We start from the raw sequence: 26,998 nt of genomic DNA on the forward strand, positions 1-26,998 counted from the left end.
TCAAGCGGTTATTTAGAATCGCTGGCCGATCACAAAAAACGCCTAACAGATTCCTCCTTATCATCGCAGAGCAGTAAGCTAGGCTCAGTAGAGCGACTCAATAAGGGGCGGAATATGTACAAGACAATATTAGTGCCAGTAGATATTGATGAAGAAAAACTGACGGAAAACGCGCTTAAACACGTGGAGTATCTGGCAAAAGCCTCTGGCGCCAAGGTGCATTTCTTCCATGCGTTGCCGGATGCGTCCGCTTTTGTTACCGCTTATTCGTTCGGCATCAAAGAGTTTGAAAATCAGGCTGAAACACAGGCCATTGATAAGCTAAAGAAAATAATCTCCGAAATGGATATTCCCCTGGAGCGGCTCGCCTACACCATCAGTTTTGGCTCACCGCGTGACGAAGTGTTGCAACTGGCCGAAGAGATAGATGCCGATCTGATCGTCATCGGCTCTCGCCGGCCCAGCGTAAAAACCTACCTGCTTGGTTCGAACGCCGCCGCCATCGTGCGACACGCGAAAACCTCGGTGATGGTGATCCGCTAACTGCCAACCCAGGCCGGCGATTGCCGGCCTGGAACCGGCTGAGGCAATGCCGGCAGTGGTTCAAAAATGCTACACTCAGGCATAATGTCCTCTGAACAGGCGAAAGAAGGATGACCAACGCGCTGATTACCTTGGGAATATGCCTGTTGTTAATGCCATTACTGCTGTGGCTGATTGGCAAAGCGTTAGCAACGGCGAAAAACAAGCCACACGAAGAAGATAAAACCAGGCCGAAAACCGGTATGCCGCACGGTGACGACGAATAGCGACCAGGCGTGGATTACCACTGTGGCCAATAATAGGTTTTTTCGTGCCAGCCTTTGCCGTACATGCAGGCGGCGATAGTTGCCGTGCGGGCATCCTGGTTGCGATCGCTTTGCACCGTACGCAACGACGGTCGCGGCTCGTAGCGATAGCCGTTCGGGCAGGTTTTCTTGTTTTTTTCGCAGGTGACGTATTTATCGCCGTAATCAAATTCGATATCCCGCACCACATCCGGCGGAAAGCGATCGAAGCCACGTGCTTCGCATGCTGCGTAGTCGGCCTGGCGGGCGACATCATTGGCACCGGGCCGTTCCCATCGGCTACAGCCGGTTAATGTGGCAATTGGCAATATAATTAACAGTCCGTAGGTTTTCATTGCGTCCCTATTTATTCACTTTTCCATGATTGGCGCTCGGATTAATCCTATCCAGAGCGGCGAGGATTCTAACCAAGTTGTGGTTAAAATAAAAGTGAGAATGGTTCTTGTTTGCATCCCGTTAAGGGTAGCGCGACGTCGTCATCACCTATACTCAAGTTTTAGCCTCGGCGAGGGTAATTATGCGGCGGTGGGGAATGGGTATTCTGATCATACTGGTCATGGCGGGCAGTGCGCCGTGGTGGCTGCGGCAATTGCCGCCAGGTTATCACCCGTTTTCGCCGCTGTCGGTCAACGATCCGCCGACGTTTATTACGCGCCTGAAGCTGCAACGGCTGGCGGACGATCCGCAGGCGTGCAGATCGGCGTTGGTACAGGCGAGGGATGCCGGCTACGTGGCGTTTCGCCAGGTCGCCGATGTCGCTGGTGACTGTCCGCTTGCGGCACCGATACGCGTACAGGGCTTTGGCCAGGTCAAGCTCAGCTCAAGCTTTCTGGCCAGTTGCCCACTGGCGTTGAGCAGCACCATGTTTGTTACCCAGGTCGCCGCACCGCTGGCGCAACGGCAATTAGGGACTCGCCTGACGCGCATCGATCATCTTGGCAGTTATGCCTGCCGCAATATTTATCATCGTCCAACTGGGCGTCTGAGTGAACATGCAACGGCAGATGCCTGGGATGTTTCCGGGTTTCACATGGCGAATGGCCAACGGCTGAGAATAGAAAAACAGTGGTCGAAACCCACCGACAACGGCATATATTTACGCAAGGTGTTCAATGACGGGTGCGGTTTTTTTGGCAATGCGCTCGGGCCGGAATATAACGCTGCGCATGCCAATCATTTTCATTTCGCAATGCGCGGTTTCGGTAGTTGCGGATAAATAAGCCTAAACTTACCCAAGTCTGAGAATAATCTTAAGTTGTGACTATCGGTGCCGCGAGCGTTATTTCCCACGTTCGCAATGCTTATTTTTGGTAGCTTGCTTGCGCAGTGAGAAGCGCTATTTGTGCTCTGACCGGGCGCAATAAGCGGGCAGGCCATGCCATCAGCGCGTGGGAACTAGTCCTATTTTTCATCACTTGCCGCTTTCAACTGGGGTAGCAGGCGTTTATCTTGCTATTATCAGGGCTTGTTTTTTCGAGGAGTTCAGGATGAAGCACTACGCAGCGTTACTTATTACCACCGTGCTGTTATCAGGCTGTGCCACGCAGGCCGTTCCGCCACAACAGGCAAAATCAGCGCCGCCGAGCCGCCTGATGCTTTATCAAAATCTGCCGACGACCCCTTATGCCACGATAATCATCGTGCGTGACAGTGGCATGCTGGCCGGCTCGTGCCGCACCGGGGTTTATTTGAACGGTGAATTTGCCGCGTCGTTGGCCAGCAAGGAAAAAGCCGAGTTTCGCGTGCCGGTAGGCAATAATACGCTGGGTATTGGCCAGGACATGATAGAAAACGATCTGTGCATCTGGCGTGATACCAACGGCCAGCAGCCGATGACTCTGCGAGCGGGCGAAGTACGCTATTTCCGCATTGGTGGCGATATGCGGCGTGGTTTTATTTTGCAGCCAGGGCGCGCATAGCCCATTGCAGCGAGATAAGAAACAGGCCCGCATTGCGATTGCGGGCCTGGCAAGCCGTCAGCGGAAAACGGCCAGAATTATTGGCGATAAGCATGCTTAATCTGTAACAGGCTGTTCTTGAACACTTCCGCTTGCGCAGGATCTTCAATCTGCGCAATAAACCGCTCCAGATTGATAATGACTTTCCCGGCATCCGCCTGGCCGATCGATTTGAGGATCAGCGTCAGGGTGGCTTTCAGGCAGGCGACTTCCGTTGCCAGCGTCTGTGGATCTGCGGACGTAGTGAAATCAACGTTGCTCATTTTATCTCCTGATTTTGAGGCCGTAGCCGAATAAACGCGGTTTAATGCACTCCAACTGCGATCCAATTCACTTTGGCGCGCGGCAGTGCAGTTTTCTGGGCGCGGAGTATAGCATAGCACCGCGCGGTCACGTGTAACGTTCGACCGAGAGTTTTCTTTATATCGCGCCGCAGGCTGCCAGTGACGGTTAATCTGCAACAAAAATTATCTTTGTGGCGCGATGCCGTTTAATGAATAGTTATCGACATGCAGCGACACACAATATTGTGCATAGATATTTCCAAATGGTTAATAGGTATTCGATGCGCATGTTATTGAATGTAATCACAGCCTATTTATAAATACAAATTCGCCGGTTTTGCCGATTTATGCGGTATGATTGCTTTACGGCTAGACGTCTCTTTGTCTGCGATTGCACTTATCTGCAGCAAAACGGCTAAATCGGCTGAACCACCAAGAAAATAGGTAAAATTAGGCCTGCTCCGCAAAGTTATTCGGACGTACGTATTAATCTGTATTCATTCTTTGCTGAAAAACAAGTAATATCGGGTGCGATTACAGAGGCTGATTGCGTACTCCCCTTTTTTTGGAGATTTTTCCTTGATTAGCGTTCTTCTTGTTGATGACCACGAACTGGTGCGCGCAGGGATACGACGCATTCTTGAAGATATCAAAGGCATAAAAGTTGTCGGTGAGGCCCAGTGCGGTGAAGATGCCGTGAAATGGTGCCGCGGCAACGCGGTAGATGTCGTGCTGATGGACATGAACATGCCGGGTATCGGGGGGCTGGAAGCCACGCGAAAAATTGTGCGTTACGTACCCGACATCAAGGTCATCATGTTGACCATCCATACCGAGAACCCATTGCCGGCCAAGGTGATGCAGGCGGGAGCCGCCGGCTACCTGAGCAAAGGTGCGGCGCCGCAGGATGTGGTAAATGCCATTCGTTCGGTACATGCCGGTCAACGTTATATTGCCTCGGACATTGCGCAACAGATGGCGCTTAGCCAGTTGGAACCGCAGACAGAAACGCCGTTCAATTGTTTATCTGAGCGCGAGCTGCAAATTATGTTGATGATTACCAAAGGGAAAAAGGTAAACGAGATTTCAGAACAGTTGAATCTCAGCCCCAAGACGGTAAACAGCTACCGCTACCGCATGTTCAGCAAACTGAACATCAGCGGTGACGTAGAGTTGACCCATTTGGCCATCCGACATGGATTGTTTAATGCGGAGACTTTGTTAAGCGGTGAGTGAGCGTTTCGATGCGAAGGCATTCCTTAAAACCGTAACCAGCCAGCCCGGCGTCTATCGCATGTATGATGCCACTGGCACGGTTATTTATGTCGGTAAAGCCAAAGACCTGAAAAAACGTCTTGCGAGTTACTTTCGCCTGCAGGTCGGCAGCCGTAAAACGGAAACCCTGGTTAAAAATATCGCGCAAATAGACGTTACTGTTACACATACCGAAACAGAAGCGCTATTGCTGGAACATAATTACATTAAATTATATCAGCCACGATATAATGTTCTTTTGCGTGACGATAAATCTTATCCGCTGATTTTTCTCAGCGGTGACACGCATCCACGGTTGGCTATCCATCGTGGCGCCAAACACGCCAAAGGTGAATATTTCGGGCCATTCCCGAACTCCTATGCGGTGCGTGAAACGTTGGCGCTGCTGCAAAAGCTGTTCCCGATTCGCCAATGCGAAAACAGCGTCTACCGCAATCGCTCGCGCCCCTGCCTACAGTATCAGATTGGCCGTTGCCTGGGGCCATGCGTAGCCGGCCTGGTGAGTGAAGACGAATACCAGCGGCAGGTCGAATACGTCCGGCTGTTTCTGGCCGGCAAAGATCAGCAGGTTCTGCATCAGTTGATCGAGCGGATGGAAAGCGCCAGCAAGGAACTGAACTTTGAAGAGGCCGCGCGGGTGCGCGATCAGATCCAGGCGGTGCGGCGCGTAACTGAACGGCAGTTCGTCTCCGGCAACGGTGACGATCTGGATGTGATCGGCGTGTCGTTTAAATCCGCTATGGCCTGCCTGCACGTACTGTTTATTCGTCAGGGCAAGGTGCTTGGCAGCCGCAGCTATTTCCCGAAAGTGCCGAGTGGCACCGATATCGCGGAAGTGGTGCAAACCTTCGTCGGGCAGTTTTATTTGCAGGGTAGCCAGGCGCGAACGCTGCCTGGCGAGATCCTGCTGGACTTCACGCTGCCGGAAAAAACGCTGTTGGCGGAATCGTTATCTGAACTGGCGGGGCGCAAGATTGCCATTCAAAGTAAACCCCGCGGCGATCGCGCGCGTTACCTGAAACTGGCGCGCACCAATGCCGCTACGGCGTTGTCTACCAAACTGGCGCAACAGTCGACCATCCATCAACGCATGGCAGAATTGGCGAAAACGCTCCATCTGGCCGAAATTAATCGCATGGAATGCTTTGATATCAGCCATACTATGGGCGAACAAACCATCGCTTCCTGCGTGGTGTTCGATGGCAACGGTCCGCAGCGCTCAGAGTACCGCCGCTATAATATTACCGGCATCACGCCGGGCGATGATTACGCAGCGATGGCGCAGGTGCTGCGTCGCCGTTACGGTAAGGCGCTGGAAGAGAACAAAATCCCGGACGTGATCTTCATTGACGGCGGCAAGGGCCAGCTCGGTATGGCCATTGACGTCTTTAACTCGCTGGAGGTGCCGTGGGACAAAAGCAAACCGTTACTGATTGGCATCGCCAAAGGGGCGGATCGCAAAGCCGGTTTGGAAACGCTGTTTTTTGTGCCGGAAGGTGAGGGCATCTCCCTGCCGTCTGATTCACCGGCGTTGCACGTGATTCAACATATTCGTGATGATTCCCATAATCATGCGATAACCGGCCATCGTCAGAAACGGGCGAAGGTCAAGAATACCAGTGCCTTGGAGTCGATTGAGGGCATTGGACCAAAACGGCGTCAGATGCTGTTGAAGTATATGGGCGGACTTCAACCATTATTGAATGCCAGCGTTGAGGAAATTGCAAAAGTGCCGGGTATTTCACAAGCATTGGCAGAAAAGATCCACAATGCATTGAAACACTGAGGGCAATGTAGCAACATACTCTTAATTTCCACTCCAGCCAGATAGTTACCGTAGCATTATGCAATTGAATATACCGACGTGGCTTACCCTGTTTCGTGTAGTTCTGATCCCATTCTTTGTTCTGGCATTTTATCTGCCGTTCACCTGGGCCCCAATGGTTTGCGCCACCATCTTCGTGTTTGCTGCGGTAACCGACTGGTTTGACGGCTTTTTAGCCCGGCGCTGGAAACAAACTACCCGCTTTGGCGCGTTCCTTGACCCGGTTGCCGACAAGGTAATGGTGGCAATGGCGCTGGTGCTGGTGGCCGAGCATTACCATGCCTGGTGGATAACCCTGCCGGCTGCCACCATGATCGCGCGTGAAATCATTATTTCTTCCCTGCGCGAGTGGATGGCCGAGATCGGCAAGCGTAGCAGCGTCGCAGTGTCATGGATCGGCAAAGTAAAAACCACCGCACAGATGATGTCGCTGGTTGGCTTGCTGTGGCGTCCAGATCGCAGCGTCGAGTATGCGGCGATCGGCTTGTTATACATCGCGGCGGTGCTGACATTCTGGTCGATGTTCCAATATTTGAATGCGGCACGTAACGATTTGCTGGAACCGTGATCAATGCGCTGCAAAAATCGTCAAACGATCGTAATGAGCCAACAATTTTATTGACTCATTACGTCAGGTAAGTAGAATGCATCGCATCAGACGGCAGCGATGATTTGCAGAAAGTTAGCAAAAAAATCAGTGAGTTCTGATAATGCGGGAATAGCTCAGTTGGTAGAGCGCAACCTTGCCAAGGTTGAGGTCGCGAGTTCGAGCCTCGTTTCCCGCTCCAAATTAAATCAGGCTGGTGTTTCACGAGCCTTGAGCCTGCAAAGGCAAACAGCATTACGGCGCGTTAACAAAGCGGTTATGTAGCGGATTGCAAATCCGTCTAGTCCGGTTCGACTCCGGAACGCGCCTCCAATTTTCCCGAGCCCGGGTGGTGAAATCGGTAGACACAAGGGATTTAAAATCCCTCGGCTTATGGCTGTGCGGGTTCAAGTCCCGCCCCGGGTACCAGGGAATAAAAATACCGAATAATCAAAGCAATAGTAGTAATGTCGTCAGCCGCCGCAAGGCGGTTTTTTTGTGTCTGAAAAACGTCTTTCCTAACATCATTCCTAACATCAATTAGCTCTCCCATAAGCGTTACCATGGCTTCTTTGGCTCTCGCTGCTCAATTTTCTCAATGACCTATAACTGGCCACGATGGTGCAGGTATAGCGCGTGCCTGTAGCGCAGAAGTCCTGGTTTGCTTTAACACGCAATCGTGCAATCAAGGCGCAAGCTTGAGAACAATGTCTCAGCCGCCAGGCTGCAGAATTAAAACGGTTATTGATATCAACGGTGGCGATGCACGATCGCTAAACGCGTTCCGACAGGATTGGCAGGGCAAGGGTGGCTGGCGATAAGGGTGATGGCTGTAGGGTTGCACGCTGGCGGGAACGTAACGGGATTTCGCTGTTAAACCAGCAGCAGGTGCTACTTAGCGTGGTCTGGCTTACATGATACGGCGGATGTCGACGTTGATCTGCGGCAGTGGAACAGACTCACCTCACAGGTGCAGTACTTGTCTATAGGCGTTTATATTGATGGCGGCGGCAGCGATAATGGCTAGTTGAGTAATTATTCTCAAGCCAATAATTATTTGGTTAATATAAATAATATGAATAAGTTTTCTTTAATTATTTTAAGCACAACGCTGCGGTTGTTGTAGCTAAAGTTTTATTGCTAATTGGTTAGCAATCTATTAATTATTACCCGTCCATTTAACCTGTTCTAGTAATTACAGATGATATTGATTGGATGGCGCTGAGTGATTAACGTCTGGCGACTCCTCGGTTGGAAAATTAAGGAAAAACAGTAGGCATAACTTGACCGAGCGTTTGTGGCGATCAATAATTTGGGATTATTCCTAAGGTTAATTTTTAATCTAAATACCGCAGTGCAGATAATGTTAATAAATTGATGCGATATTGCTAAATGCAATCATGATTAATGATTGCTAGCATTGGCTCGCCGCTATTCTTATAAAGGGAAATATGAAATATATAAAAATGATTATCACACTGACGCTGGTATTCATCAGTTCTATAGCTTTTGCCGATTTAAGGCTGCCAACGCAGGCAGACTGCGATCCAGAGTCATGGACGATAGACCCGGCAGTTGATTACAGCGCATGTCCTGCCGTAGAGAGTATTATTCCACCAGATGACTCTGACCCGATGCCAAAAGATGAGAGGCAATTGCAGCTATTGGGTGAGGCGCCAAAAGGAAATGAAAATTGAAAATCGCCATTGCATTATTAATGACTGCAATGGTGGTCATTGTTGGTATTGTTGGACTGGTATTGTTGGCATATAAAATTAGCTCAAGAAAAAGATCGCGACGTTGAATGCCATTAAAATTAAACGGTCAGTTTTTACTTAATCACTCAACCTATTTTTGAAAATTGTGTTTTGCTATAAATAACATTTATTCTCCGGTTGATTTTGGATGGCTGCGGCCAGTGATATTACTTATGGAAAGTCATAATTCGTTAATGCATAACTGATGAGGCTCTCCATAAGTGAGTTTTTATGGTCAGCATTAATCCTATGGCGTAATCATTATTGTCCGCGTTAATACCCTGATACTGATTTCGAATCCTGGTAAATAGGGTTAATTAATCGAGGCAGGGCAACCGGCGGTGCCCGATAAACGTCGATTCTCATCACGCTAGCGCTGGCGCGGCACGGGTGAAGTTCCATCGTGGCGCCAAGGCCATATTCAACGGCAGGTTCACGCAGTCGGGTGGCGCATGCTCGGTTAGGCAACATCTCGTGGGATAAAAAGCAGCGAGCGCCAGGTGCGGGCGAACGTGTACATGTGATGCCAGGAAGCGCATAACACGCCGTCGCTTCGCCTGACGTCGATGCGCGTCGGCACAGGCTGCCAGCCTATGTTTGCCAGGATAGGGCCACCGCTGCCAGGTTATCCTGCGACTCAACTTGCGTTGAGATGAAGGCCTAATACATAAACATGGCTTATCTATAATGTTACATTTTATGTGTGGCTATTGATGCCGAGGCGGTCATTGCCTATGTTTTATAGGGTCTTATCGGTGGGTTGGAATGAGGAGAAATTGGAAATGACAGATGAGAAGCGTCTTAGCCTGATTGAAAAGTTGGTCATCATCACGTTTGGTGTGGCGATCGCATACTTTATCGTTACGGTTGGATTATCGCTTGATGGTATCGATCGTCCCTGGCCCTTCCCGGTCAGGTAAATAAGTATTCACCAGGGATAATAAAGAATAAAAATAATTACGCCGATCGCCTGGCGTTAACAGGTTGCGCTACAGAGAACATTCTCACTGCCAGTCGGCGTTAAACGCCGATGTACTCCACTGCGAAAAGGAGTAAAGTGATGTTTTATATCGCTATAAAACATAGGTTATAAATGAAAACGTATATCGGTAAAGCGTTTACTGCGGACCGAGCCTGGGGGGCTGTCGACATCGCCAATTTTGAGGGCACATCGGTCCGCCTGCACTGGACGGACAAACCCTATAAGTGGCACGTAAATGACGGGCAGGAGGTTTTTGCCGTCATGGATGGGATGGTCGAGATGCGGTATAAAGAGCAGGGGGAACTACGCCAGGTGCTGCTCAACGCGGGTGACATATTTTATGCCGACGTGGGCTGTGAACACGTGGCTCACCCACAAGGCGAAGCGCGGATCCTGGTGATTGAAAAACAAGGCTCGGTTTAAGCTCATTACCCTCAGAAACCGGCTATCAGCATCCACCTGCTAATCGTCGCCTGCGATCGGATAGCCCGCCTGCCGTATCGCCTGTTTACTGTCGCTTACGCCGGCGGCATACCCTGACTCCATTTCGCATACCGGACTGGAACTGCAGTAGGGCAAACGAACGGGTACCGCCAGGCGCTCTTCCAGTTGTTCAATGCGCCGACGAGCGGCCAGCAGTTCGTGCGCTAGCGCGCCGGTGACTCCACTGGCATTGAGCAACTGTTGCAGATAGTCTGCTGTGATTGTCATGATTGACCTCGAAAACACCGATATACCCGTTGAGCCGCAGATGGGGGACCGGCAGTCGTCGGCGCTGGCGGCTGTCTCCTATAGATTAGGACAAGATAGCCCCTTGGCCTGAGAAATCGTCGGCAAAGGGGCTGGCCTGCTTTGGTGAGCCGTGACGTGCTTTTAGCCGGCGGTCAGTCGCGCCACCAGCTCACTGCCTTCACGTATGAATAGCGGAATACTGTCCAGCTCGGCACGAACGGTTACACGCTGTTGCCCGCGATAACGCTCACCGTCGAGGGCAATCCAGTGGTGGTTCCCGGGCAGCCAGACCTCACGCTGACGCGCGCCGGCATGCATCACCGGTGCCACCAACAACTCCTCGCCAAACAGATATTGATCTTCCACCTGCCAACTTTGTGGCTCATCGGGATAATGCCAGAACAGCGGGCGCATCAGCGGCTCGCCATGACGGTGGGCATGGTCAAACAGCGCATCGATGTAAGGACGCAATTTTTCACGTATCGCCAGCCAGTGCTGCATGATGGCACCGTTCTTTGCGCCGTAGCTCCACAATTCGTTTGGCGATCCGCTGTTGCACTGCGGGATGCCGTTACGGTAGCTCTCCGGTGGCTGGATCTGTGGTTCGCGATAGCCATGCATGCGCAGTACCGGACAAAATACCGCCCATTGGAACCAGCGAATCAACAGCTCGTGAAACGCCGGATCGTGGATATTACCGCCTTGAAAGCCGCCAATGTCGGTGGTCCACCACGGAATGCCCGCCATGCCCATGTTCAACCCGGCCGCCAGCTGGTTGCGAAACGCATGGAACGAGGAGTGGACATCGCCGGACCAGGCCAGAACGCCAAAGCGTTGGCTACCGGCCCACGAACAGCGTACCAGATTGACGATCTCGGTTTCGCCGTTGGCTTGCAGACCATCATAAAATCCCTGGGCAAAATCTCGCGGGTACTGGTTGCCGACTTCGAGCACTGGACCGGTATGATAGCGATAATTATCAAAATCATAGGCGCGGTATTCCGGCTCCGCCTCGTCGAGCCAGAACAGTTTAATCCCCAGATCGTAGTAGTTTTTCTTCACCGTTTGCCAAACGAAGGCACGAGCTTCGGGATGCGTGGCGTCAAAAAAGGTGGTGTTGCCCATAAAATCGAGATTGACCTGCACGCCGCGATCGCTGGTCACCAGCCAGCCTTTGGCCTTCATCTGTGGGTAGAGTGGGCTTCTGGCTTCTACCGTCGGCCACACCGACACCATCAGTTCAATGCCCATCGCCTTTAACTCGTCGACCATCGCTTTGGGATCCGGCCAGTCGACGGGATCAAAACACCAGGTACCCTGGTTGGGCCAGTGGAAGAAATCGATCACCATCACCGACAGTGGTAACTGGCGACGACGGTATTCACGCGCCACCTCCAGCACTTCCTGCTGGTTGCGGTAACGCAGTTTGCACTGCCACAGACCGCTGATAAACGCTGGTGCGGGTGGCGGCGTACCGGTGGCCCGCGCATATTGCCGCGTAATTTGCGGCAGGGTATCGGCGGCGGTGATCCAGTAGTCCATTTCCTGCGTGACCTGCGCGCGCCATTCGGTGTGATTTTTGGCAAATGTCGCTTCACCGATGGCCGGATTGTTCCACAGCAGGCCGTAACCGAGGCTGGATTGCATAAAGGGTACGCTGGCCTGCGAATTGCGCTGCGCCAGTTCGAGCGCGCAGCCTTTCAGATCCAGCCAGGGCTGCTGGTATTGTCCCATGCCGTAAATACGCTCTTCAGCCTGGGCTTCAAAGCGTACGGTCAGTTGATATTTTCCCCCCGGCAATGGTTTGAACTCTCGCCCGTCAAGCTTGAGCGCGCTGACGTATTTATCCTGGCTCTTTTCGCTGGCGCCGATGCCGACGGTGGAACGCTGTCGCCACATTTCTTCCAGCAGCAGTTCGCCGTGCTGGTTGTAAAAGGCCAACTGGCCCTTCAGGTTAAGTACCGCGGTGATGTTGCCATTGCGCAGCGTCAGGGTTTCTGCCTCGGTGCTAATGCTCGCCGTAACGGGCTCGGCCGGTAGCAGGGCGTGTAACCGATCGCCGAATGCCGGGCTACAGGTGGCACGTACGCGCAGGCTGTTTTTTCCCCAGGGCTCTACGCGCAGAATTTGACGTTCGAATCGCCACTCAATACCGTTGGCGTGTTGAAGAAGTTCGCTCATCAGTAACGATATCCTTTATGAAAGACTTTGTTTGGCAAGGTTGATGGATTTCATCGTGCCGTCATCCAGCTTGTACCAGCGCAACGTTGCAAAGGCGCACAGCGACAGCAGACCCGGTACGATGGTGAACAGGGCGACAATGCAATACATCGCGGTGGAGGTTTGTGCGGTCGCGTTGGCCACGTAGCCGCTAAAGCCCAGGGTCCAGCCGACAATCGCGCCGCTGATTGCCATGCCGAGCTTCAGCACCGCGAGGAAGGTTGAAAACACCACGCCATCCATGCGCTTGCCCTGTAACCATTCTCCGTAGTCGGCAACGTCGGCCATCATTACCCACATCAGGGTGGTCGTAGCTTGATAGAGGGTGGAAATAATAAAAGTGAGCGGTACCAGCACCAGGATGGATTTCGGCGCGAAGAACAACGCAATGCTGAGCACCCCGGCCAGCACGGAACAGTAACCGAACATTTGCACTTTGCCGACGTTGCGCGTCAAGCGCTTGGCCAGTACGCTGCCTGCGGCCTTGCCGAGAATATGCGCGCCCAGCATCCACATGAAATAACCGGCATTACCAAGATAATAGGTGACGAAATACATCATCGCCCCAAGGCGAATTACCCCAAAGCCGATGTTGGTGATCACCAGCACCGACACCACGCGCCACTGATCGTTGCGTAACAGATCGCGCAGTTCGGCCAGATAATTGTTGTGGGTAGCCGGGGCATTGATACGTTCGCGGGTGTTGGCGAAACAGATCCAGAACATGATCACCGCCGCCGTCGCCATAATCGCCATCGCCGCGCGGTAGCCCATCAGCTTGTCGTCGCCACCGAGATACTCTGCCAGCGGCATCATAAAGAACGTCGACATGGCGCCACCCAGCGTGGCTAAAAAGAAGCGGTACGACTGTAGGGAAATACGCTGTTCGTTATTGGAGGTAATCACCGCACCCATTGAGCAATAGGGAATGTTGATGGCGGTATACATCAGCATCATCAGGGTATAACTGACGGTGGCAAAGATCATTTTACCGTGCAGGCTCAGCGATTCCGGCACGGCGTAGGTGAGCAGACAGCTGGCACCGAAAGGCAGCGCCAGCCACAGCATCCACGGGCGGAATTTACCCCAGCGGGTGCGGGTACGATCTGCCAGGTAGCCCATCGCCGGATCGATAATGGCGTCTGCCGTGCGCGCCAGTAAAAACAGGGTACCGACAAACGCCGCCGGTAACCCCACCACGTCCGTGTAATAGAAGGTCAGGAATATGATGACATTATCCAGCCCCACATGGCTTGCCATATCGCCCAACCCATAACTGATTTTCTCTTTACGGGTGATCTGTTGACTCATGTTAATTACCTGCCGTTGTACGGTTATGCTTAGAGGTATGCTGGCTGTAAGGGTAATTCACCGACCTGGGTTCACAATTGCGAGATTTGGCATTGGCGTTACGGAAACTAATTTTCGTGATACCGGTAACAAAACGCCGGGTGAGAGTAGGGTAATTACATAAAAATCAGAGGAGTAACGCGATATACAGCTATGTTGGCGGTGTTTTAACGTTGAGGGTAGGGTTGCGGCAGATAACCAAAGGTGAAAAAGCCCACCAGAGTGGGCTATCCGAGTTATTCCCAAGTGAGCCAATTATGACAAAGGCGCCGTCAGGGATTGCGAACCCGTACGGCGCTTTATCAAAATAAGGCCGAACCAGAAAAAGAGCAAACAACACGCCAGGCGGGTCAGCGAATCTGGGATAACGCTCATAAAAAAAATCCCGCTCTATGGCGGGATGAATGGATGATGCTGCATGAGTCCTTTCGTTGTTGACGATTGAGGCTATTCTGTCGTCAATTGGCGACACTAGCCTATCGCGATGCCAGAGACAAGCGCTTTTATCTTATCTTGGGGTAATGTGTGACTTATGACCATTAGCCGGTGTCATGGTGATACCGGCCTGCCGCGAATCGCGCAGTGCGCGTGATGTCGTGCCTGCACGGCGTTGTCGGCAGGGTGTTCGCCAACGCTAAATCGCGGTAAAATGCAGCGGTAACCCCTGTCTTATAACCGCTGGGCAATCTCTGAATGCGTTATGAAAACACGTAAGCCACGCCGTCCACCAGGACGCTGGGTCTATTATATTTTACATGAAGATATGCTGTGGCCCTGCCCGGTCAAATGGGAATGGGAGGGCGGCTATAACGCCTGGCTGCCGTTCTACTACTCACCAACGCTGGAGTTCGTGGCGGGCAACCCAGCCAAGGCGACCAAAGTGAGCCGGGGCCGGCGTTAAGATCCCCAAAATGTTCCGTTAGGCTCGGTTATTTGGCTTTGGCAGGGCATAACGCCGGATCAAATACCGTTTTCCAATCCCGCTTCATATCGACAATGGTCCACCCCTTGGCCGGGGCCAGCCGCAATCCGTCGATCAGCTTGCCGCTGGCGGGTGGGTGGCTATCGTAGGCATATTCGCGTTCGGCATCGGTATGATGTACCAGTAAACCAAAGGTTTTGAACTCGGGATTGGCCGAGGTGTATTGCATCATTGCCACATCGCCGTCGCTATTGCCAAAGGCGGCTACCGGGCGCTGGCCGATAAACAGGTGAATAGCCACCGGCTTGGCGGCTGCATCATCGTAAAACGCCCCTTTCATGGTTTTACGCAGTTGCGTACCGTCGTTGGTGAGGGAAAATTCACTCAACGCGAACGACCCCACGACCTGCTCAGGCGGAATACCGTACATACGCTGTGCCAGCACGCGCATGAAGTCAATGCCGCCACCGGAGACGATCCAGGTTTTAAAACCGTTGGCCCGTAAATAATCGAGCAATTGGCGCATAGGCTGATAGCCCATGCGATCGTAACGGCAGTCAAAACGCCTATCTCGGTGATTTTCAACCCAGTTGCCGACGCGTTGTGCGAATGCTTCAGTAGTGACGTTGCTATGGGTCAGGGTCAAAAGCTGCATCAGTCCTTCCTCACCCGACGCGGCGACGGTGGCTATATCGTCCTGCAATACCGCGCGGACCAGCGGGTTCTTCTGCCATTCCGGATGCTCAGGCGCCAGACGCTTCACTTCATCGATAGCGAACTGCAATTGAAACGTCAGCGGTGCTTCCGGCCATAGCGTGCCGTCGTTGTCAAATACCACGTAACGTTTGTCCGGGGGAATATAGGTCGCGCGATCTTCGCTGGTGGCATTCTGCACCCATTGCATAATGGCCTGTTTGGCACCGGTGTCTTGCCAGGCTGCAAGCGGCTCGGCGTGAGATGCGCAGGCATAACTCAGTAACAGGGCACCGAGCGTTAGTGAGTATTTCATCGTTCACCTCTTTTGCTGGGAGTCAGTTCGGCTAGTGGGATCGGTTGCCAGAAGCGTCGCCATCTGCGGTGGCAATATTTCAGGCTGCGCCAAAGTGGGCGACGCGACAACCAGAGCAATAAGGCTATCAGCGACAGCGAAACCCCGATGATGATCGCCCGCCATTGACCGTTTGCCGTGGTGCCGCGCAACACCGACTCTCTGCCGGCGGCACGTGCGGCGGCAACCTGCATCGTGGCTCCTGGCAACTGGGCGACTTGCCATTGCCGGCGGGTGGTATCCCACCAACGCAATGCGATCGGGGGTAGGGTAACGGTGCCGGCTTGCGACGGTAAATAACGCAGCTTTTCTATACGCTGGACGTCGCCGACGTCGCCCCGGCCAGTTTTCAACAGGGTATTGATCGGCGTCAGACGCTGCGTGTCGGTGCCAGGGATGGCATAAAGCAACGGTGGGATTTGAGTCGCAACAACGCCGCCAGCCTTGACGGTAACGCTGCGTTCGATCACATCCCCTGCATGCAGTTGACCGTCGTTGGCGGCGTGAAATTGGTGAATCTGCTGGCTTAATACCAGGTGCTCGGCCGGCAGAAAACGGTCTGGTTGTTCCACCCCGGCCGGCCAGGCGACGGCTGTTTTAAGCGCCGGTAGCGTCACGGTGACCGGCGGTTGATTGGCCGAGAACAGCGTAACTTCTGTCGCAGGCAGGTTTAGCCAGCCCTGATCCCAGGCGATGACTTGCCTTTCCTGGCGGATGCCGCTCCAACTGATGCCATCCTTGCGGCGGCTAAGAAGTTGGTTTGGCAGCGGAGTCGTCAATAACGAACCGTTTTCCAGCGTGAAGGTCGGCCATTGCGGCGGTGGGTTAAACCAGCTGTCGGTCCAGAAGGTTACCGCAATGCGCAACGGTTGTCCGGGAACCACCTGCTGCGGCGCCACAAGTTCGCGCGTGATATCCATTGCCGCGCGGGCAGGGATGACAAGCGCCAGCAGCAGCAAGAGTACGGCCTTCATGGTGTCGCCTCGGTCTGGTTACGGTAGAGGTTTTCCAGCAGGCCGGATGGCGACATTTCCAGGTTGTCAAACCACTGTTCAACCTGCGGGCTGCTGCTGGCTATTGGTTGAATATCCAGCTGATTGACACCCTGGTCTTTGTCTAGATCATGTTTGATCTCGTCCGGTTTATAGTCTTGTTGTTTGCCTTGAGCAGACTGACGCTCGCGTTCCTGTTGCCGCAGTTTCATGATGATTTTGGCGATTTCTGCCCGATTGTGCCGCGCAATCTGCCAGTCTGGCTGGAGGCTCAACGCGCGGTCATAGCTATTGATCGCCTGCTGCCACTGCTTTTGCTGGGCGTAACTGTTACCCAGCCATAACAGGGTTTCCGCCGTTGGCGTCGCCTGGTGAAACGCCGATGCAGCAGCGGTAAAATCCCCGGCGCGGTAGTAGGCGATGCCTTGCCATAGTGGCTGCTGGAAATGCTCTGCCGCCCGTTGATAATGGCCTTGACGGAAAGCCAGTTGACCCTGCATATCCGGGCTGACCCAGGCATCTCGCCAGGCCGCCTGACCATAAGGCAGATAAAACAGCGGCAGCAACACAATCAGCCGGCAGAACAGCTGATGGCGACCAAACAGTAATAACGGCAGCATCGCTATTACCCACAGATAACCGACGTTAAGCCAATGCAGATCGCCACGTGCGTTGTTTTGCGCGCTTACTGATTGACGCAGGTGAGCGGCGATCGCCGATAAGTCGCTGTCGTCACTGCTGACCAACGTAACCGGCACCCCGCGGTCGCGCAGTTGGCTAAATCGTGCAACGTCGAGTCGCGTATCAATGCCGCGTTGCGCGTAGCTTTCGGGTAATTGTCCGCCGCGCGCCGTGCCGGGCACCCAAATCTGGATCGGCGCGTCGAGCTGTGCCAGCCAACTGGCATCCTGTGCGGAAAGGGTATCGGCAACCAGCAGGATATTGCGCGGCGTCTGAGCGGTATCCGCCATGTTTTTCAACGCCAGCGCGATCCCCTGCCTCAGACCGGAACCTTCGCCCTGCGGCAGCAAATCGGGTTGCTGTGCGTGCAGGAATAATGAATAGAACGTGCTGTCCAGCGTTAATGGCGTGGTCAGGTAAGCGCCCGTATGGTAGACCACCAGGCCAAAGCGCGTTCCCGGCGAGCGCGCCATTAATGCCATGATTTTGCTCTGCATGCGCTGGTGGCGGTTGGGGGTCAGATCCTGGGCATACATAGCCGGATCCTGTTGCAAAACGACCATTACATTGCTTTGCCGAGTCAGGGCGGCGGGCACATCCCGTTGCCAACTGGGGCCGGCAAGCGCGAGAACGCCAAGCGCCAGTAGCCATGGCAATATTTGCGTGATGGTGTTCTGCCGCCGGATGATCAGCGCCTTGGCCAGCGGTTTATCCATGATTCGCTGCCAGGCACTGCGCTGGCCGGCGTGGAGAAACCACAGCAGCACACAGATTACCAAGCCGAGCAGGCGCCAAGGGTAAATAAAGTGGAAATCGCTCATGTGGCTTTCTCCCGGACAAACTGCAACAACGCATAGGCTATCAACAGAGCCAGTGCGAGCAGCAGTGGCCATTGGAACAATGGCAGATGCCAGGACCAACCTATGGCTTTCACCTGAACTGGCGTGATGGCGTCGATTTCCTGCCATACGCTGTCCAATGAAGCTCCTGAGTTGGCGGCGGTCCATGATTTACCGCCGGTAATGCGCGCAATCTCCTGCAATTGCGTAAGGTCGACGTGGTCGCTGCCGGTACTGTTGCTATCACCGAAGGCGATGGTATGTACCTGAACGTGATGCGCTGCCGCCAGTTGCGCGGCCAGCGGTGGGGCCAGTTGCGACGCGGTGTCGTTGCCGTCGGTGAGTAAAATCGCCAGTTTGCTGGCATCCTGGTTGGCGCTGCTGTCGAGCAGTTTTACTGCCACCCCAAGCGCGTCGCCAATCGCTGTCTGCTCGCCAACCATGCCGGGGGACAGTTGGGTAATGCGCGTTTGCAACGCCTGCTTGTCTTCACTAACCGGGGCGAATGACCAGGCCTGGTTGGCAAAAATGACCAGACCAATGCGATCGGATTGACGTGCTGCCACGAATTTGCTGACCGAGTTTTTCACCGCCTGCAACCGAGTGATGCCGCCGGGAACGTCATTTTTCGCCATCGAGCCCGACACATCCAGAATCAGCACCAGATCGCGCATGGGCTTTTGGATATATTGCGGCGGCGTCAGGTACTCTGGGCGTGAGACAGCGGCGACCAACAGCAGCCAAATCAGCCAGAACATGGCGCCGGCCAGCTTGCCGCTGCGGACCGGCCTGTTATCGAGTTGCAGCTCGTCAATCAGATGCGGCAGAAACGGTACGCGAACATGCTCCCGGACAGCCCGCTGGCGCGGTAACAGATAGCGGCCAGCCAGAGGCAGTAGCATCAGTAGCCAGGCCCATGGCCAGGCGAAATCCACCTGGGTCAGTAGCTCAGACATAAGGCAACCTCTCCAGCCAGTCTTTCAATTGATCTTGCAGACGGGCGTTGGTGCCAGCGTCAAGTTGATTGTCCGGCTGACAATATTTTTCAGCGAGGGCAACGCGCAAATCAGCATCAATATCTATCTGTTGCAGCAGTTGTTGCGCCGTCAGCGAGCGGCTGACGGCACTGCGCGGTTGATGAATCAGCAACACGCGTTTTATCAGCGCCAGCCAACCGTCAGCGCTGTTTTCCCTGGACAACGCGGCCATCGCCTGGCGCCGCCATTGATTGCGTCGCCAGCGAGCAAGACGAAATAACAGCCACACCAGCAGAGAGATTAGCAGCATGCAACCCAGCAGATACCATCCCGGCGGCAGAGGGAACCAGGAAATGCTTGGCGGCAGCTCGGGTTGCAGGAGTTCCGGTACGCTAAATCCTTTTTCCAGCATTCAGACTCCCTTTTGCAGCTGTTTGACCAGATCCTGCGCAACCACTATCTGGTTGACGCGGATGCCCATCCGGGTGAGGCGATTTTTCTGCTCGGCCAGACGCGCGATAATATGTTGCTGGATTTGGTCTTTCAGCGTCGACGTCAGGGATACCGTCGCGTGGCGCCCCTGGTAACTGGCTGCCAGGTTACCCTGCTTTGGCAGCGTCAGAGGGAGGTCGTCGAGGATGACGAATGCACTGATGTCGCAACGCCGCTTGAGTGCAGCCAATAATGCCTCGCAGCGCCCGTCGAGATCGTGAAAATCGCTGAGCAGAGCCAGCCAGGCACCGCTGGGGATGGTATGGCTGGCCCGTTGCAAAACCTCGGCCAGTGACACGGTGGCCGGGGGTTCATCGGGATAGCGTTCCGGCAATTGTTGGTTGTAGTGCAGTACATCCTCCAGCACTCTGGGGAGACTGGTGGCGGGGGAACGGCATGGTTGCAGGTTGCATGCCGTATCGCTGAAAACCGCGCTGCCAAGGCGATCGCCGTCATGCCAACTGCGCCAGGCCAGCAGCGCGGCAATTTTGGCGGCGACGACGGATTTGACTTGCCCACGGGTGGCAAAAAACATATCCAGACGTTGATCGACAAGCAGGAAAACCGGCCGCTCTCGCTCTTCGTTATACAGCCGGACCCAAGGGGAACGCAGACGCGCCGTCGCCTGCCAGTCGATTAACCGCACGTCGTCGCCGGGCTGATAGCGGCGCAGGCTGTCAAAGTTGAGACCACGGCCCTGCTGGCGGGAAACGCGCTCACCGGCGAGCGCGCCAGGAGGAATCTGCCCCGGCGGGTTAGCCAACAGTCTAGCCTCGGCCGCAAGCGCCATCAGCGAGTTGCGATCGACCTGCAGTACGCTGTTCATCAGGCGACCACTGCGTCGAGCAGCATGCGGATTGCGTCGTCCGGTGAACAATTATCCGCGTGGGCCTGGTAGCTCAGCATCAGCCGGTGACGCAAAACCGCAGGGGCGACCCGCTGAATGTCTTGCGGCAGTACCGCATCGCGGCCTTCAAGCCAGGCCAGCGCGCGGCCACAGCGTTCCAGAGCCAGGGTGCCGCGCGGACTGGCGCCAAAAGTAATGTAGCTGGCCAGTGTGTCGCTGACGGTCTGCGGGTGTCGAGTGATATCCACCAGATTGATGATGTAATCTTCGACGGTGGGCGCGACGTATACCGCGGAGATGTCCTGCCAACAGCTGGCTACCTCCTGTTGCGACAGCATTAACGGCGGTGATGCGTCAGTGGCTGAGGTGTCGGCAACGGGATGATATTTCTGTTGTTGCTCTGCGCGAACCAATTGCATCACCTTTTTTTCGTGCTCTTTAGCCGGATAATTCACCAGCAGCTTCATCAGGAAACGGTCGAGCTGGGCTTCAGGTAATGGCCAGGTACCCTCCTGATCGACCGGGTTCTGCGTGGCCAGCACCATAAAAATGCCGGGTAGCGGCCAGGTTTTTCCGGCGACGGTAACGTGACGCTCCTCCATGGCTTCGAGCAGGGCGGATTGAACCCGTGCCGAGGCGCGGTTGATTTCATCGGCAAGGATCACATTGCCAAATACCGGGCCAGGGCGAAAGCGGAACTGATCTTGCTCGCGCGTGGCATTTTGCTGATAAATTTCACTGCCGGTAATGTCGGAGGGCAACAGATCCGGGGTAAACTGGATGCGGCGGAACTCACCTTCGACATGGCTGGCCAGTTCACGGACTGCACGGGTTTTTGCCAGCCCAGGCAAGCCTTCAAGCAGCACATGCCCATCGCAAAGCAGGGCAACAATCAGCATGCGTACCAGCGATTCCTGCCCCAAAACCCGCTGATTGATGCGCTGTTCAAGCGCCAGCAGCTTTTCGCGGTTATTCATTTACATTCTCCCGCTGCGCCAGGTTTCAACAGCGTGGCGATGCCAACCAGGATCGGTTGCGCATAATCGAAAAAGGCTTTGATGCCCGGACACAGATAATTGAGGCCCGGTTCGCCATCCGGGGTGCGCACCAGTCGATTTTTCGGACACTCGCCCCAGCACAGTTTCAGGTACGGACATTTTTTACAGTAGGTCGGCAGCGTGTCTTTTTTACCGAGACCAAAGGCTTTCTGGCGCTCCGAAAAGGCCATATGGGCAAGTTGGGTGTCGGCAATATTGCCTAACTGATATTCCGGATAAACATAGTGATCGCATGAGTAAATATCGCCGTTTTTCTCAACCGCCAGACCTTTGCCGCAGAACTCCGATGCGGTACAAATTTGCGCTGGCATGCCCATGGTCTGTGCTACCGCAGTTTCGAACAGATTGACCTGAACGCGACCGAGATCGTTGTTTACCCACTCTTCGAACACGGTGGTGAGGAAATGGCCCCAGTCATCCGGGTCTACCGACCAGTCGGTGACGATCGAATCCAGATCGCCCGGTTTGGCGCGGCGTGAACCGGTCACCGGGATGGCGTCTTGGTGCCAGAACTGTGGGGAAGTCTCTTTAAAATCGACCGGTTCAACGCAGGGGTTGAACTGAATGTAGGTCGCGCCCAATTCAGCGGTGACAAACCGGTAAACCTCCAGTGGAAAACGGGCATTGGTACGGTTTACCGTCACCAGCGCATTGAAGGGGACCTGATATTTTTTCAGCGCGGCAACGCCCTGCATCACTTTATCAAAGGTAGGCTTTCCGCTGCGGGTGACACGATAACGATCGTGCAGTTCACGCGGACCGTCGATGGACAACCCAACCAGAAAATGATGTTGTTTAAGAAACTCGGCCCATTTGTCATTAATCAGTACGCCATTGGTTTGCAGGTCATTTTCTATCCGTTGGCCGGGTTTCTGGTAGCGCCGTTGGTATTTCACCACCTTGTGGAAAAACTCCAGCCCCATCAGCGTGGGTTCTCCCCCTTGCCATGAAAAAACCACCTGTTCGCCATCCTGACCGTCAATATATTGGCGAATGAAGTTTTCCAGCACCTCGTCGCTCATGCCGGTGTGGCGATCCTGATGCAACAATTGTTCTTTGTGCAGATAGAAGCAGTAGGAACAATCGAGGTTACAGGTTGAGCCCGTGGGCTTGGCCATGACATGGAAACGTCTTTTGTATGCCGGCCCTTTACCGTTATATTTCTCTGCTGACGGTAACGCTTTAACCGGTAATGTGGTGCTGTGCTTCATCGCTCACCCCTGTATATGCCGGGTGGTTGCCCACCCGGTTAATGGCTTGATTAATTGCTTTTTGCACCTTGCTCGATCAGTTGCTGAACATCCGAAACCGTGAATGAGCCAGGTTTTTGGCGAGGAGGGAACTCCTGGAAACTTTGCAGCATATCGCCAACGTATTTTTGCGCGCCGCCCAGCAGGAACAAACGACTGTAGAACCAGTTATTGTAGTCCATACCGGTGTCGCCTCGTTCCAACGGATCGATGTCGAGATCGAACAGCATTGGCGTACGCAGCTTGACAAACGGGTAGCGCCAAACGTCCAGACCCGAATGCTCCTGGATCATGAAGTGTGCCTTCCAGCGACCGTAACGGATGGCCAGCAGATCGCCGTCGTCACTCCAGTAGAAGAACTCTTTACGCGGGTCTTCGCCTTTGCCCTGCAGGAAATCCAGTTGGTTATACCCGTCCAGATGAACTTTGTAGGTCATTGACGACGTTTTGTAGCCTTTTAGCAGTTGCTGTTTGATGTCGGGCACGCCGGCTGCGGCAACCAGCGTCGGGAACCAGTCGTTGCTGCCGAAAATATCGTTGATCACCGTGCCGGGTTTGATATGTCCCGGCCACTTGATCATGGCGGGCACGCGGAAACCGCCTTCCCAACCGGTGTTTTTCTCGCCTCGGAACGGCGTCATGCCGGCGTCAGGCCAGGTCGCGATCATCGGCCCATTATCCGTGGTGTAGATGATGATGGTGTTGTCTTCAATGCCCAGGTCTTTTACTTTTTTCAGGACTTCACCGACCGTTTTATCATGCTCAACCATGCCGTCGGCGTAAGTGCCGAGCCCTGTAGTGCCGATGCTGGCATCTTTCAGGTGGGTTTTATTGTGCATGCGGGTGGTGTTGTACCAGGTAAAGAACGGTTTGCCGGCTTTTACCTGACGCTCCATAAAGTCGTTGTTCGCTGCCAGCGTTTCTTCGTCAACGGTGCCCATGCGTTTGATGGTGAGTGGACCCGTATCTTCAATTTTACCGTCGGCGCTGCTTTTGATGACGCCGCGCGGGCCAAACTGTTTGCGGTATGCGGGATCTTTCGGATAGTCCGGGTTTTCCGGCTCTTCTTCGGCGTTAAGGTGGTAAAGATTACCGAGGAATTCATCAAAACCGTGGGCAGTAGGCAGAAACTCGTCGCGGTCCCCAAGGTGGTTTTTGCCAAACTGGCCGGTGGCATAACCCAGGTTCTTGAGAATATTGGCGATGGTTGGATCGTCTTTACTCAACCCCTGCGGAGCACCAGGCATGCCGACCTTGCTCATGCCGGTACGGAATGGCATCTGGCCGGTAATAAATGATGATCGACCTGCGGTGGAGCTCTGTTCAGCATAATACGAGGTAAATTTCGCACCTTCACTGGCGATGCTGTCAATATTTGGCGTCTTATAACCCATCATGCCCTGGTTATAAGTACTCAGGTTCCAATAGCCGACATCATCACCAAAAATAACGACGATATTGGGTTTCGATGCATCCTGCTTCGCGGTATCAGCGGCCGCATCAGCAGCGTGGGCGGTGGACACGGCACCAGATGCCAACGTCAGCATACTGGCGATCATGGTCCTTTTGAATGGGGCGTTTATAAACATCACGGAGCTCCGTTTATGAGAGGGCAAAAATGAGTATAGTAAACAACTGATATTTAATGTTACATTCCCCATTAAATCGTATTAAATAAAAACGTAATATTTACAATCAGTTATAAAATCATTTCCTTTGCGGGCTGTCTGGATAGGCGTGGATTGTGAATACTGTCACTTTTCAGAAATATAATTCACGCTGCCGCAATGCTAGTGGATGAGCCGTAATCTATAAAATAAATTTCAGTTTAAATTTAAACTTTCTGTATACGATAAAAATGGCGTGCGGTGTTGCGGCAATATGATTTCTTTCTTTCGTTATGTTACCAGTAATTCTGGCTGAAAATTGCCACCGATACGCATGCAATTATTAATACAATTAAACTATTAGCCAGTATGCTCAAGTGATTCAAGGCCGGTAACCATGATTTTCGCTGGCGAACCACAGACAGGAATCCCAGCCAATATCCCCGATCACCACCGGTGTTTATTAATGTCATGCACCAGGCTCGACATGCTTGGCTATGGTGTAACGCAGCCGCCGGCTGTTTGGCGTGAAAACCGAAAAACACCACTGGCCAGACAAATCAACGTGTTTTTTCATAAACCAGCCAACGGAGACAAAGTGCGGCATTGTTTTTTTTATAATAAAAATCTTAGCAAAGGGAAGGGAAACGTCGCCTTTGCAGGCTGATTTTTTATCGGCTAGTGCGCTTGTCGTCCACCAGAGGGATTTGGCTGGGTTGGGGGGAGTCATCGATTAGCCTATGACGCAGCGGTGCGGACAGGTGACGTTGGAAAAAAAAGCCCCTCCAGACGAGGGGCAACATACAACAACACCAGGGAAATCGGTTATTAATCATAGGTATTGTAAGGTTTTTGAGACGAGAGTTTAATAAAAAATGTGATGCAAAAATTCATTATGGTGATGCATTTTTACAGCGGATGGCGACTCACGGGCAGCAGCGCGTTTCGCTGGCTCATACGGCGTGCTATCGGCACGGTGGCGTTGGATCGGAACTGGCGGAAGCGCTGGCAGTCAGCCAGTGGTTCAGGCGCCTCGCGGCGGAAACGGCGAGGCGCTGGAGGGGTTATTTTCGGCTATCGATATGGGTGCGTATATAGAACCACCAGGTCACCAGGGTGCAGACCACGTAAAATACCAGGAACACTTTCATCGCGCTGTCTGCCGCACCGGTGAGTGCCAGCGAGGTGCCGAAGGCTTTGGGAATGAAGAACCCGCCAACCGCGCCGATGGCCGAGATAAAGCCGAGCGCAGCGGCGGAGTCGGTGGCGGCTTCGTGCGCGGCTTCCTCATCGCTGCCGCCATTGGCCTTCACGCGGCGGGTGGTATCAAAACGGAAAATAATGGAAATCATCTGGAAGGTCGAGCCGCTGCCCAGACCCGCGGTCAGGAACAGACCCAGAAATACCAGAAAGAATGCCAGGAACGATCCACCACCGTGGGTGCCGGGTAGGGTCAGAAAGATCAGTGCCGCGAAAATGCTCATCATTGCGAAGTTGAGTACCGTAACGCGCGCACCACCAAATCGATCGGCCAGCGCGCCGCCGACCGGCCGTGCCAATGCGCCGATCATCGGACCCCAGAAGGCATAGTGCGCGATCGACACCTCCGGGAACTGGGTTTTGGTCAGCATGGCGAAGCCGGCGGAAAAGCCGATGAACGAGCCGAAGGTCGCCAGATACAGCAGCGCCATGACCCACATATGCAGACGTTTCAGTACCGGTAACTGCTCACCAAGGGAGGCTTTGGCAGCCGCAATGTCGTTCATGCCGAACCAGGCGGCGACGGCAAATATCGCCAATGGTATCACCCAGACAAATGCCGCATTTTGAAGCCATAGCGTTTCGCCTTCCGCTGTGGCGTGGCCACCGCCGGCGAAGGTGCCGAAAATAGCGCTGGTTACCACCAGCGGCGCGACCAGTTGCATGACGCTGACCCCCAGGTTACCCAATCCGCCGTTCAACCCCAGAGCGCCACCTTGGTGGCTTTTCGGAAAGAAGAAACTGATATTGGCCATGCTGGAGGCGAAATTGGCACCGGCGACGCCGCACATCAAAGAAATCACCACAAACACCCAATACGGCGTGGCGGGATTTTGCACCGCAAAGCCCAACCACAAACAGGGGATCACCAGGATCAGCGTGCTGAACGCGGTCCAGCGACGGCCGCCGAAAATGGGTATGACAAATGAGTAGGGCACGCGCATAAAGGCGCCGGCCAATGAAGGCAGGGCGGTCAACATAAACAGCTCATCGGTAGAAAATGAGAAGCCGACCCGGTTGAGGTTGATGGCAACGGCGCTGAACAACATCCAGACGCAGAAGGCCAGCAACAGGCTGGGAATAGAAATCCATAAGTTACGCCGGGCGATGCCTTGGCCAGTGTGCTGCCAAAATTGCGGATCTTCGGGATTCCAGATGGATAAAACGCCTTTTTCGGCGCGATCGTCAGTTTTTGGCAGTTGCGACAT

At 53.8% G+C, this 26,998-nt stretch carries 27 protein-coding genes and 3 tRNA genes; 14 read left to right on the forward strand and 16 right to left on the reverse strand.

Features of this window, described 5'->3' with window-relative positions:
- The first annotated feature begins 114 nt into the window (after positions 1-114).
- Positions 115-543, forward strand: a complete 429-nt coding sequence (locus tag AC2AXP_RS04325; protein ID WP_004964499.1) for a universal stress protein — start codon at positions 115-117, stop codon at positions 541-543.
- Positions 544-653: 110 nt separating this feature from the next.
- Positions 654-809 carry a hypothetical protein gene (locus tag AC2AXP_RS04330; RefSeq protein ID WP_004964484.1) on the forward strand — a complete coding sequence of 52 codons (156 nt, stop codon included), beginning with the start codon at positions 654-656 and terminating at the stop codon, positions 807-809.
- A gap of 14 nt (positions 810-823) precedes the next feature.
- Here AC2AXP_RS04330 and AC2AXP_RS04335 read toward each other — a convergent pair whose 3' ends face one another.
- A complete protein-coding gene (locus AC2AXP_RS04335; protein ID WP_004964476.1) occupies positions 824-1,183 on the reverse strand; it encodes a hypothetical protein in 360 nt (119 codons plus the stop codon).
- 182 nt (positions 1,184-1,365) lie between these two features.
- Between AC2AXP_RS04335 and AC2AXP_RS04340 the strand changes: the two genes are divergently transcribed.
- Entirely contained in the window at positions 1,366-2,064 is a 699-nt protein-coding gene (locus tag AC2AXP_RS04340) for an extensin-like domain-containing protein (RefSeq protein ID WP_039992226.1), read from the forward strand.
- 271 nt (positions 2,065-2,335) lie between these two features.
- The gene (locus AC2AXP_RS04345) at positions 2,336-2,767 is read left to right on the forward strand and encodes a hypothetical protein (protein WP_004964469.1); all 432 of its coding nucleotides are present in this window, start codon (positions 2,336-2,338) and stop codon (positions 2,765-2,767) included.
- 77 nt (positions 2,768-2,844) lie between these two features.
- Here AC2AXP_RS04345 and AC2AXP_RS04350 read toward each other — a convergent pair whose 3' ends face one another.
- Entirely contained in the window at positions 2,845-3,069 is a 225-nt protein-coding gene (locus AC2AXP_RS04350; RefSeq protein WP_004964465.1) for a DUF2594 family protein, read from the reverse strand.
- A gap of 600 nt (positions 3,070-3,669) precedes the next feature.
- Between AC2AXP_RS04350 and uvrY the strand changes: the two genes are divergently transcribed.
- The 9 genes from uvrY to AC2AXP_RS04395 all read left to right on the forward strand — a co-directional run bounded on the left by uvrY (position 3,670) and on the right by AC2AXP_RS04395 (position 9,938).
- Complete coding sequence (uvrY, locus tag AC2AXP_RS04355) at positions 3,670-4,326, forward strand: UvrY/SirA/GacA family response regulator transcription factor (protein WP_039992225.1); 657 nt, start codon at positions 3,670-3,672, stop codon at positions 4,324-4,326.
- Positions 4,319-6,151 carry an excinuclease ABC subunit UvrC gene (gene uvrC, locus AC2AXP_RS04360; protein ID WP_273867517.1) on the forward strand — a complete coding sequence of 611 codons (1,833 nt, stop codon included), beginning with the start codon at positions 4,319-4,321 and terminating at the stop codon, positions 6,149-6,151. Before uvrY ends, uvrC begins: the two co-directional genes overlap by 8 nt.
- 58 nt (positions 6,152-6,209) lie before the next feature.
- The gene (pgsA, locus tag AC2AXP_RS04365; RefSeq protein WP_004964461.1) at positions 6,210-6,758 is read left to right on the forward strand and encodes a CDP-diacylglycerol--glycerol-3-phosphate 3-phosphatidyltransferase; all 549 of its coding nucleotides are present in this window, start codon (positions 6,210-6,212) and stop codon (positions 6,756-6,758) included.
- A gap of 144 nt (positions 6,759-6,902) precedes the next feature.
- Positions 6,903-6,978: transfer RNA gene (locus AC2AXP_RS04370), tRNA-Gly, on the forward strand.
- Between the two features lie 57 nt (positions 6,979-7,035).
- Positions 7,036-7,109 (forward strand) — tRNA-Cys (locus AC2AXP_RS04375).
- Positions 7,110-7,119: 10 nt separating this feature from the next.
- A tRNA-Leu gene (locus tag AC2AXP_RS04380) sits at positions 7,120-7,205 on the forward strand.
- Positions 7,206-8,227: 1,022 nt separating this feature from the next.
- A complete protein-coding gene (locus tag AC2AXP_RS04385; protein WP_004964460.1) occupies positions 8,228-8,473 on the forward strand; it encodes a hypothetical protein in 246 nt (81 codons plus the stop codon).
- An 842-nt stretch (positions 8,474-9,315) separates the two neighbouring features.
- Positions 9,316-9,453 (forward strand): hypothetical protein, encoded by a 138-nt coding sequence (locus AC2AXP_RS04390; RefSeq protein WP_164844319.1) that lies wholly within the window; start codon positions 9,316-9,318, stop codon positions 9,451-9,453.
- A 173-nt stretch (positions 9,454-9,626) separates the two neighbouring features.
- Positions 9,627-9,938: a cupin domain-containing protein gene (locus AC2AXP_RS04395; RefSeq protein ID WP_004964456.1), complete on the forward strand. Its 312-nt coding sequence runs from the start codon at positions 9,627-9,629 to the stop codon at positions 9,936-9,938.
- Between the two features lie 39 nt (positions 9,939-9,977).
- Here the strand turns inward: AC2AXP_RS04395 and AC2AXP_RS04400 are convergent, their stop codons facing one another.
- The 3 genes from AC2AXP_RS04400 to AC2AXP_RS04410 all read right to left on the reverse strand — a co-directional run bounded on the left by AC2AXP_RS04400 (position 9,978) and on the right by AC2AXP_RS04410 (position 13,778).
- Entirely contained in the window at positions 9,978-10,226 is a 249-nt protein-coding gene (locus tag AC2AXP_RS04400; protein ID WP_273867630.1) for a hypothetical protein, read from the reverse strand.
- Positions 10,227-10,388: 162 nt separating this feature from the next.
- Positions 10,389-12,428 (reverse strand): glycoside hydrolase family 31 protein, encoded by a 2,040-nt coding sequence (locus tag AC2AXP_RS04405; protein WP_449145415.1) that lies wholly within the window; start codon positions 12,426-12,428, stop codon positions 10,389-10,391.
- A gap of 15 nt (positions 12,429-12,443) precedes the next feature.
- Entirely contained in the window at positions 12,444-13,778 is a 1,335-nt protein-coding gene (locus AC2AXP_RS04410) for a glycoside-pentoside-hexuronide (GPH):cation symporter (protein ID WP_198772709.1), read from the reverse strand.
- 739 nt (positions 13,779-14,517) lie between these two features.
- Here AC2AXP_RS04410 and AC2AXP_RS04415 point away from each other — a divergent pair.
- On the forward strand, positions 14,518-14,718 hold the full coding sequence (locus AC2AXP_RS04415) for a hypothetical protein (RefSeq protein WP_039992224.1): 201 nt from the start codon (positions 14,518-14,520) through the stop codon (positions 14,716-14,718).
- Between the two features lie 28 nt (positions 14,719-14,746).
- On the opposite strand, the gene AC2AXP_RS04420 is transcribed toward AC2AXP_RS04415, so the two are convergent.
- The 11 genes from AC2AXP_RS04420 to AC2AXP_RS04470 form a co-directional block, all read right to left on the reverse strand.
- A complete protein-coding gene (locus tag AC2AXP_RS04420; protein ID WP_004964437.1) occupies positions 14,747-15,748 on the reverse strand; it encodes an HAD family hydrolase in 1,002 nt (333 codons plus the stop codon).
- Entirely contained in the window at positions 15,745-16,761 is a 1,017-nt protein-coding gene (locus AC2AXP_RS04425) for a BatD family protein (protein ID WP_004964433.1), read from the reverse strand. Before AC2AXP_RS04425 ends, AC2AXP_RS04420 begins: the two co-directional genes overlap by 4 nt.
- Positions 16,758-18,281 carry a tetratricopeptide repeat protein gene (locus AC2AXP_RS04430; protein ID WP_449145417.1) on the reverse strand — a complete coding sequence of 508 codons (1,524 nt, stop codon included), beginning with the start codon at positions 18,279-18,281 and terminating at the stop codon, positions 16,758-16,760. The genes AC2AXP_RS04425 and AC2AXP_RS04430 overlap by 4 nt, the downstream gene beginning before the upstream one ends.
- Positions 18,278-19,255 carry a vWA domain-containing protein gene (locus AC2AXP_RS04435; RefSeq protein WP_484381435.1) on the reverse strand — a complete coding sequence of 326 codons (978 nt, stop codon included), beginning with the start codon at positions 19,253-19,255 and terminating at the stop codon, positions 18,278-18,280. Before AC2AXP_RS04435 ends, AC2AXP_RS04430 begins: the two co-directional genes overlap by 4 nt.
- Positions 19,248-19,688 carry a DUF4381 family protein gene (locus tag AC2AXP_RS04440; RefSeq protein WP_273867644.1) on the reverse strand — a complete coding sequence of 147 codons (441 nt, stop codon included), beginning with the start codon at positions 19,686-19,688 and terminating at the stop codon, positions 19,248-19,250. Before AC2AXP_RS04440 ends, AC2AXP_RS04435 begins: the two co-directional genes overlap by 8 nt.
- Complete coding sequence (locus AC2AXP_RS04445; protein ID WP_004964420.1) at positions 19,689-20,594, reverse strand: DUF58 domain-containing protein; 906 nt, start codon at positions 20,592-20,594, stop codon at positions 19,689-19,691.
- A complete protein-coding gene (locus AC2AXP_RS04450) occupies positions 20,594-21,592 on the reverse strand; it encodes an AAA family ATPase (RefSeq protein WP_484381436.1) in 999 nt (332 codons plus the stop codon). Before AC2AXP_RS04450 ends, AC2AXP_RS04445 begins: the two co-directional genes overlap by 1 nt.
- Entirely contained in the window at positions 21,589-22,884 is a 1,296-nt protein-coding gene (locus AC2AXP_RS04455) for an anaerobic sulfatase maturase (RefSeq protein WP_484381437.1), read from the reverse strand. Before AC2AXP_RS04455 ends, AC2AXP_RS04450 begins: the two co-directional genes overlap by 4 nt.
- A 50-nt stretch (positions 22,885-22,934) precedes the next feature.
- Positions 22,935-24,512 (reverse strand): arylsulfatase, encoded by a 1,578-nt coding sequence (locus AC2AXP_RS04460; RefSeq protein WP_004964410.1) that lies wholly within the window; start codon positions 24,510-24,512, stop codon positions 22,935-22,937.
- A 487-nt stretch (positions 24,513-24,999) separates the two neighbouring features.
- Entirely contained in the window at positions 25,000-25,260 is a 261-nt protein-coding gene (locus AC2AXP_RS04465) for a hypothetical protein (RefSeq protein ID WP_198772703.1), read from the reverse strand.
- Positions 25,261-25,594: 334 nt separating this feature from the next.
- On the reverse strand, positions 25,595-26,998 hold the full coding sequence (locus AC2AXP_RS04470) for a NarK family nitrate/nitrite MFS transporter (RefSeq protein ID WP_198772702.1): 1,404 nt from the start codon (positions 26,996-26,998) through the stop codon (positions 25,595-25,597).

Source organism: Serratia sp. Sp408 (assembly GCF_057180665.1).

Bases quoted from the DNA above. Each gene is read 5' to 3' on its own strand.
- AC2AXP_RS04405 (WP_449145415.1), bottom strand. From the start codon at position 12,428: ATGAGCGAACTTCTTCAACACGCCAACGGTATTGAGTGGCGATTCGAA.
- AC2AXP_RS04340 (WP_039992226.1), top strand. From the start codon at position 1,366: ATGCGGCGGTGGGGAATGGGTATTCTGATCATACTGGTCATGGCGGGC.
- AC2AXP_RS04450 (WP_484381436.1), bottom strand. From the start codon at position 21,592: ATGAATAACCGCGAAAAGCTGCTGGCGCTTGAACAGCGCATCAATCAG.
- AC2AXP_RS04455 (WP_484381437.1), bottom strand. From the start codon at position 22,884: ATGAAGCACAGCACCACATTACCGGTTAAAGCGTTACCGTCAGCAGAG.
- AC2AXP_RS04425 (WP_004964433.1), bottom strand. From the start codon at position 16,761: ATGAAGGCCGTACTCTTGCTGCTGCTGGCGCTTGTCATCCCTGCCCGC.
- AC2AXP_RS04420 (WP_004964437.1), bottom strand. From the start codon at position 15,748: ATGAAATACTCACTAACGCTCGGTGCCCTGTTACTGAGTTATGCCTGC.
- AC2AXP_RS04330 (WP_004964484.1), top strand. From the start codon at position 654: ATGACCAACGCGCTGATTACCTTGGGAATATGCCTGTTGTTAATGCCA.
- AC2AXP_RS04410 (WP_198772709.1), bottom strand. From the start codon at position 13,778: ATGAGTCAACAGATCACCCGTAAAGAGAAAATCAGTTATGGGTTGGGC.
- AC2AXP_RS04345 (WP_004964469.1), top strand. From the start codon at position 2,336: ATGAAGCACTACGCAGCGTTACTTATTACCACCGTGCTGTTATCAGGC.
- pgsA (WP_004964461.1), top strand. From the start codon at position 6,210: ATGCAATTGAATATACCGACGTGGCTTACCCTGTTTCGTGTAGTTCTG.
- AC2AXP_RS04335 (WP_004964476.1), bottom strand. From the start codon at position 1,183: ATGAAAACCTACGGACTGTTAATTATATTGCCAATTGCCACATTAACC.
- AC2AXP_RS04440 (WP_273867644.1), bottom strand. From the start codon at position 19,688: ATGCTGGAAAAAGGATTTAGCGTACCGGAACTCCTGCAACCCGAGCTG.
- AC2AXP_RS04430 (WP_449145417.1), bottom strand. From the start codon at position 18,281: ATGAGCGATTTCCACTTTATTTACCCTTGGCGCCTGCTCGGCTTGGTA.
- AC2AXP_RS04385 (WP_004964460.1), top strand. From the start codon at position 8,228: ATGAAATATATAAAAATGATTATCACACTGACGCTGGTATTCATCAGT.
- AC2AXP_RS04435 (WP_484381435.1), bottom strand. From the start codon at position 19,255: ATGTCTGAGCTACTGACCCAGGTGGATTTCGCCTGGCCATGGGCCTGG.
- AC2AXP_RS04470 (WP_198772702.1), bottom strand. From the start codon at position 26,998: ATGTCGCAACTGCCAAAAACTGACGATCGCGCCGAAAAAGGCGTTTTA.
- AC2AXP_RS04400 (WP_273867630.1), bottom strand. From the start codon at position 10,226: ATGACAATCACAGCAGACTATCTGCAACAGTTGCTCAATGCCAGTGGA.
- AC2AXP_RS04460 (WP_004964410.1), bottom strand. From the start codon at position 24,512: ATGTTTATAAACGCCCCATTCAAAAGGACCATGATCGCCAGTATGCTG.
- AC2AXP_RS04415 (WP_039992224.1), top strand. From the start codon at position 14,518: ATGAAAACACGTAAGCCACGCCGTCCACCAGGACGCTGGGTCTATTAT.
- AC2AXP_RS04465 (WP_198772703.1), bottom strand. From the start codon at position 25,260: ATGACTCCCCCCAACCCAGCCAAATCCCTCTGGTGGACGACAAGCGCA.
- AC2AXP_RS04325 (WP_004964499.1), top strand. From the start codon at position 115: ATGTACAAGACAATATTAGTGCCAGTAGATATTGATGAAGAAAAACTG.
- AC2AXP_RS04445 (WP_004964420.1), bottom strand. From the start codon at position 20,594: ATGAACAGCGTACTGCAGGTCGATCGCAACTCGCTGATGGCGCTTGCG.
- AC2AXP_RS04395 (WP_004964456.1), top strand. From the start codon at position 9,627: ATGAAAACGTATATCGGTAAAGCGTTTACTGCGGACCGAGCCTGGGGG.
- AC2AXP_RS04390 (WP_164844319.1), top strand. From the start codon at position 9,316: ATGACAGATGAGAAGCGTCTTAGCCTGATTGAAAAGTTGGTCATCATC.
- AC2AXP_RS04350 (WP_004964465.1), bottom strand. From the start codon at position 3,069: ATGAGCAACGTTGATTTCACTACGTCCGCAGATCCACAGACGCTGGCA.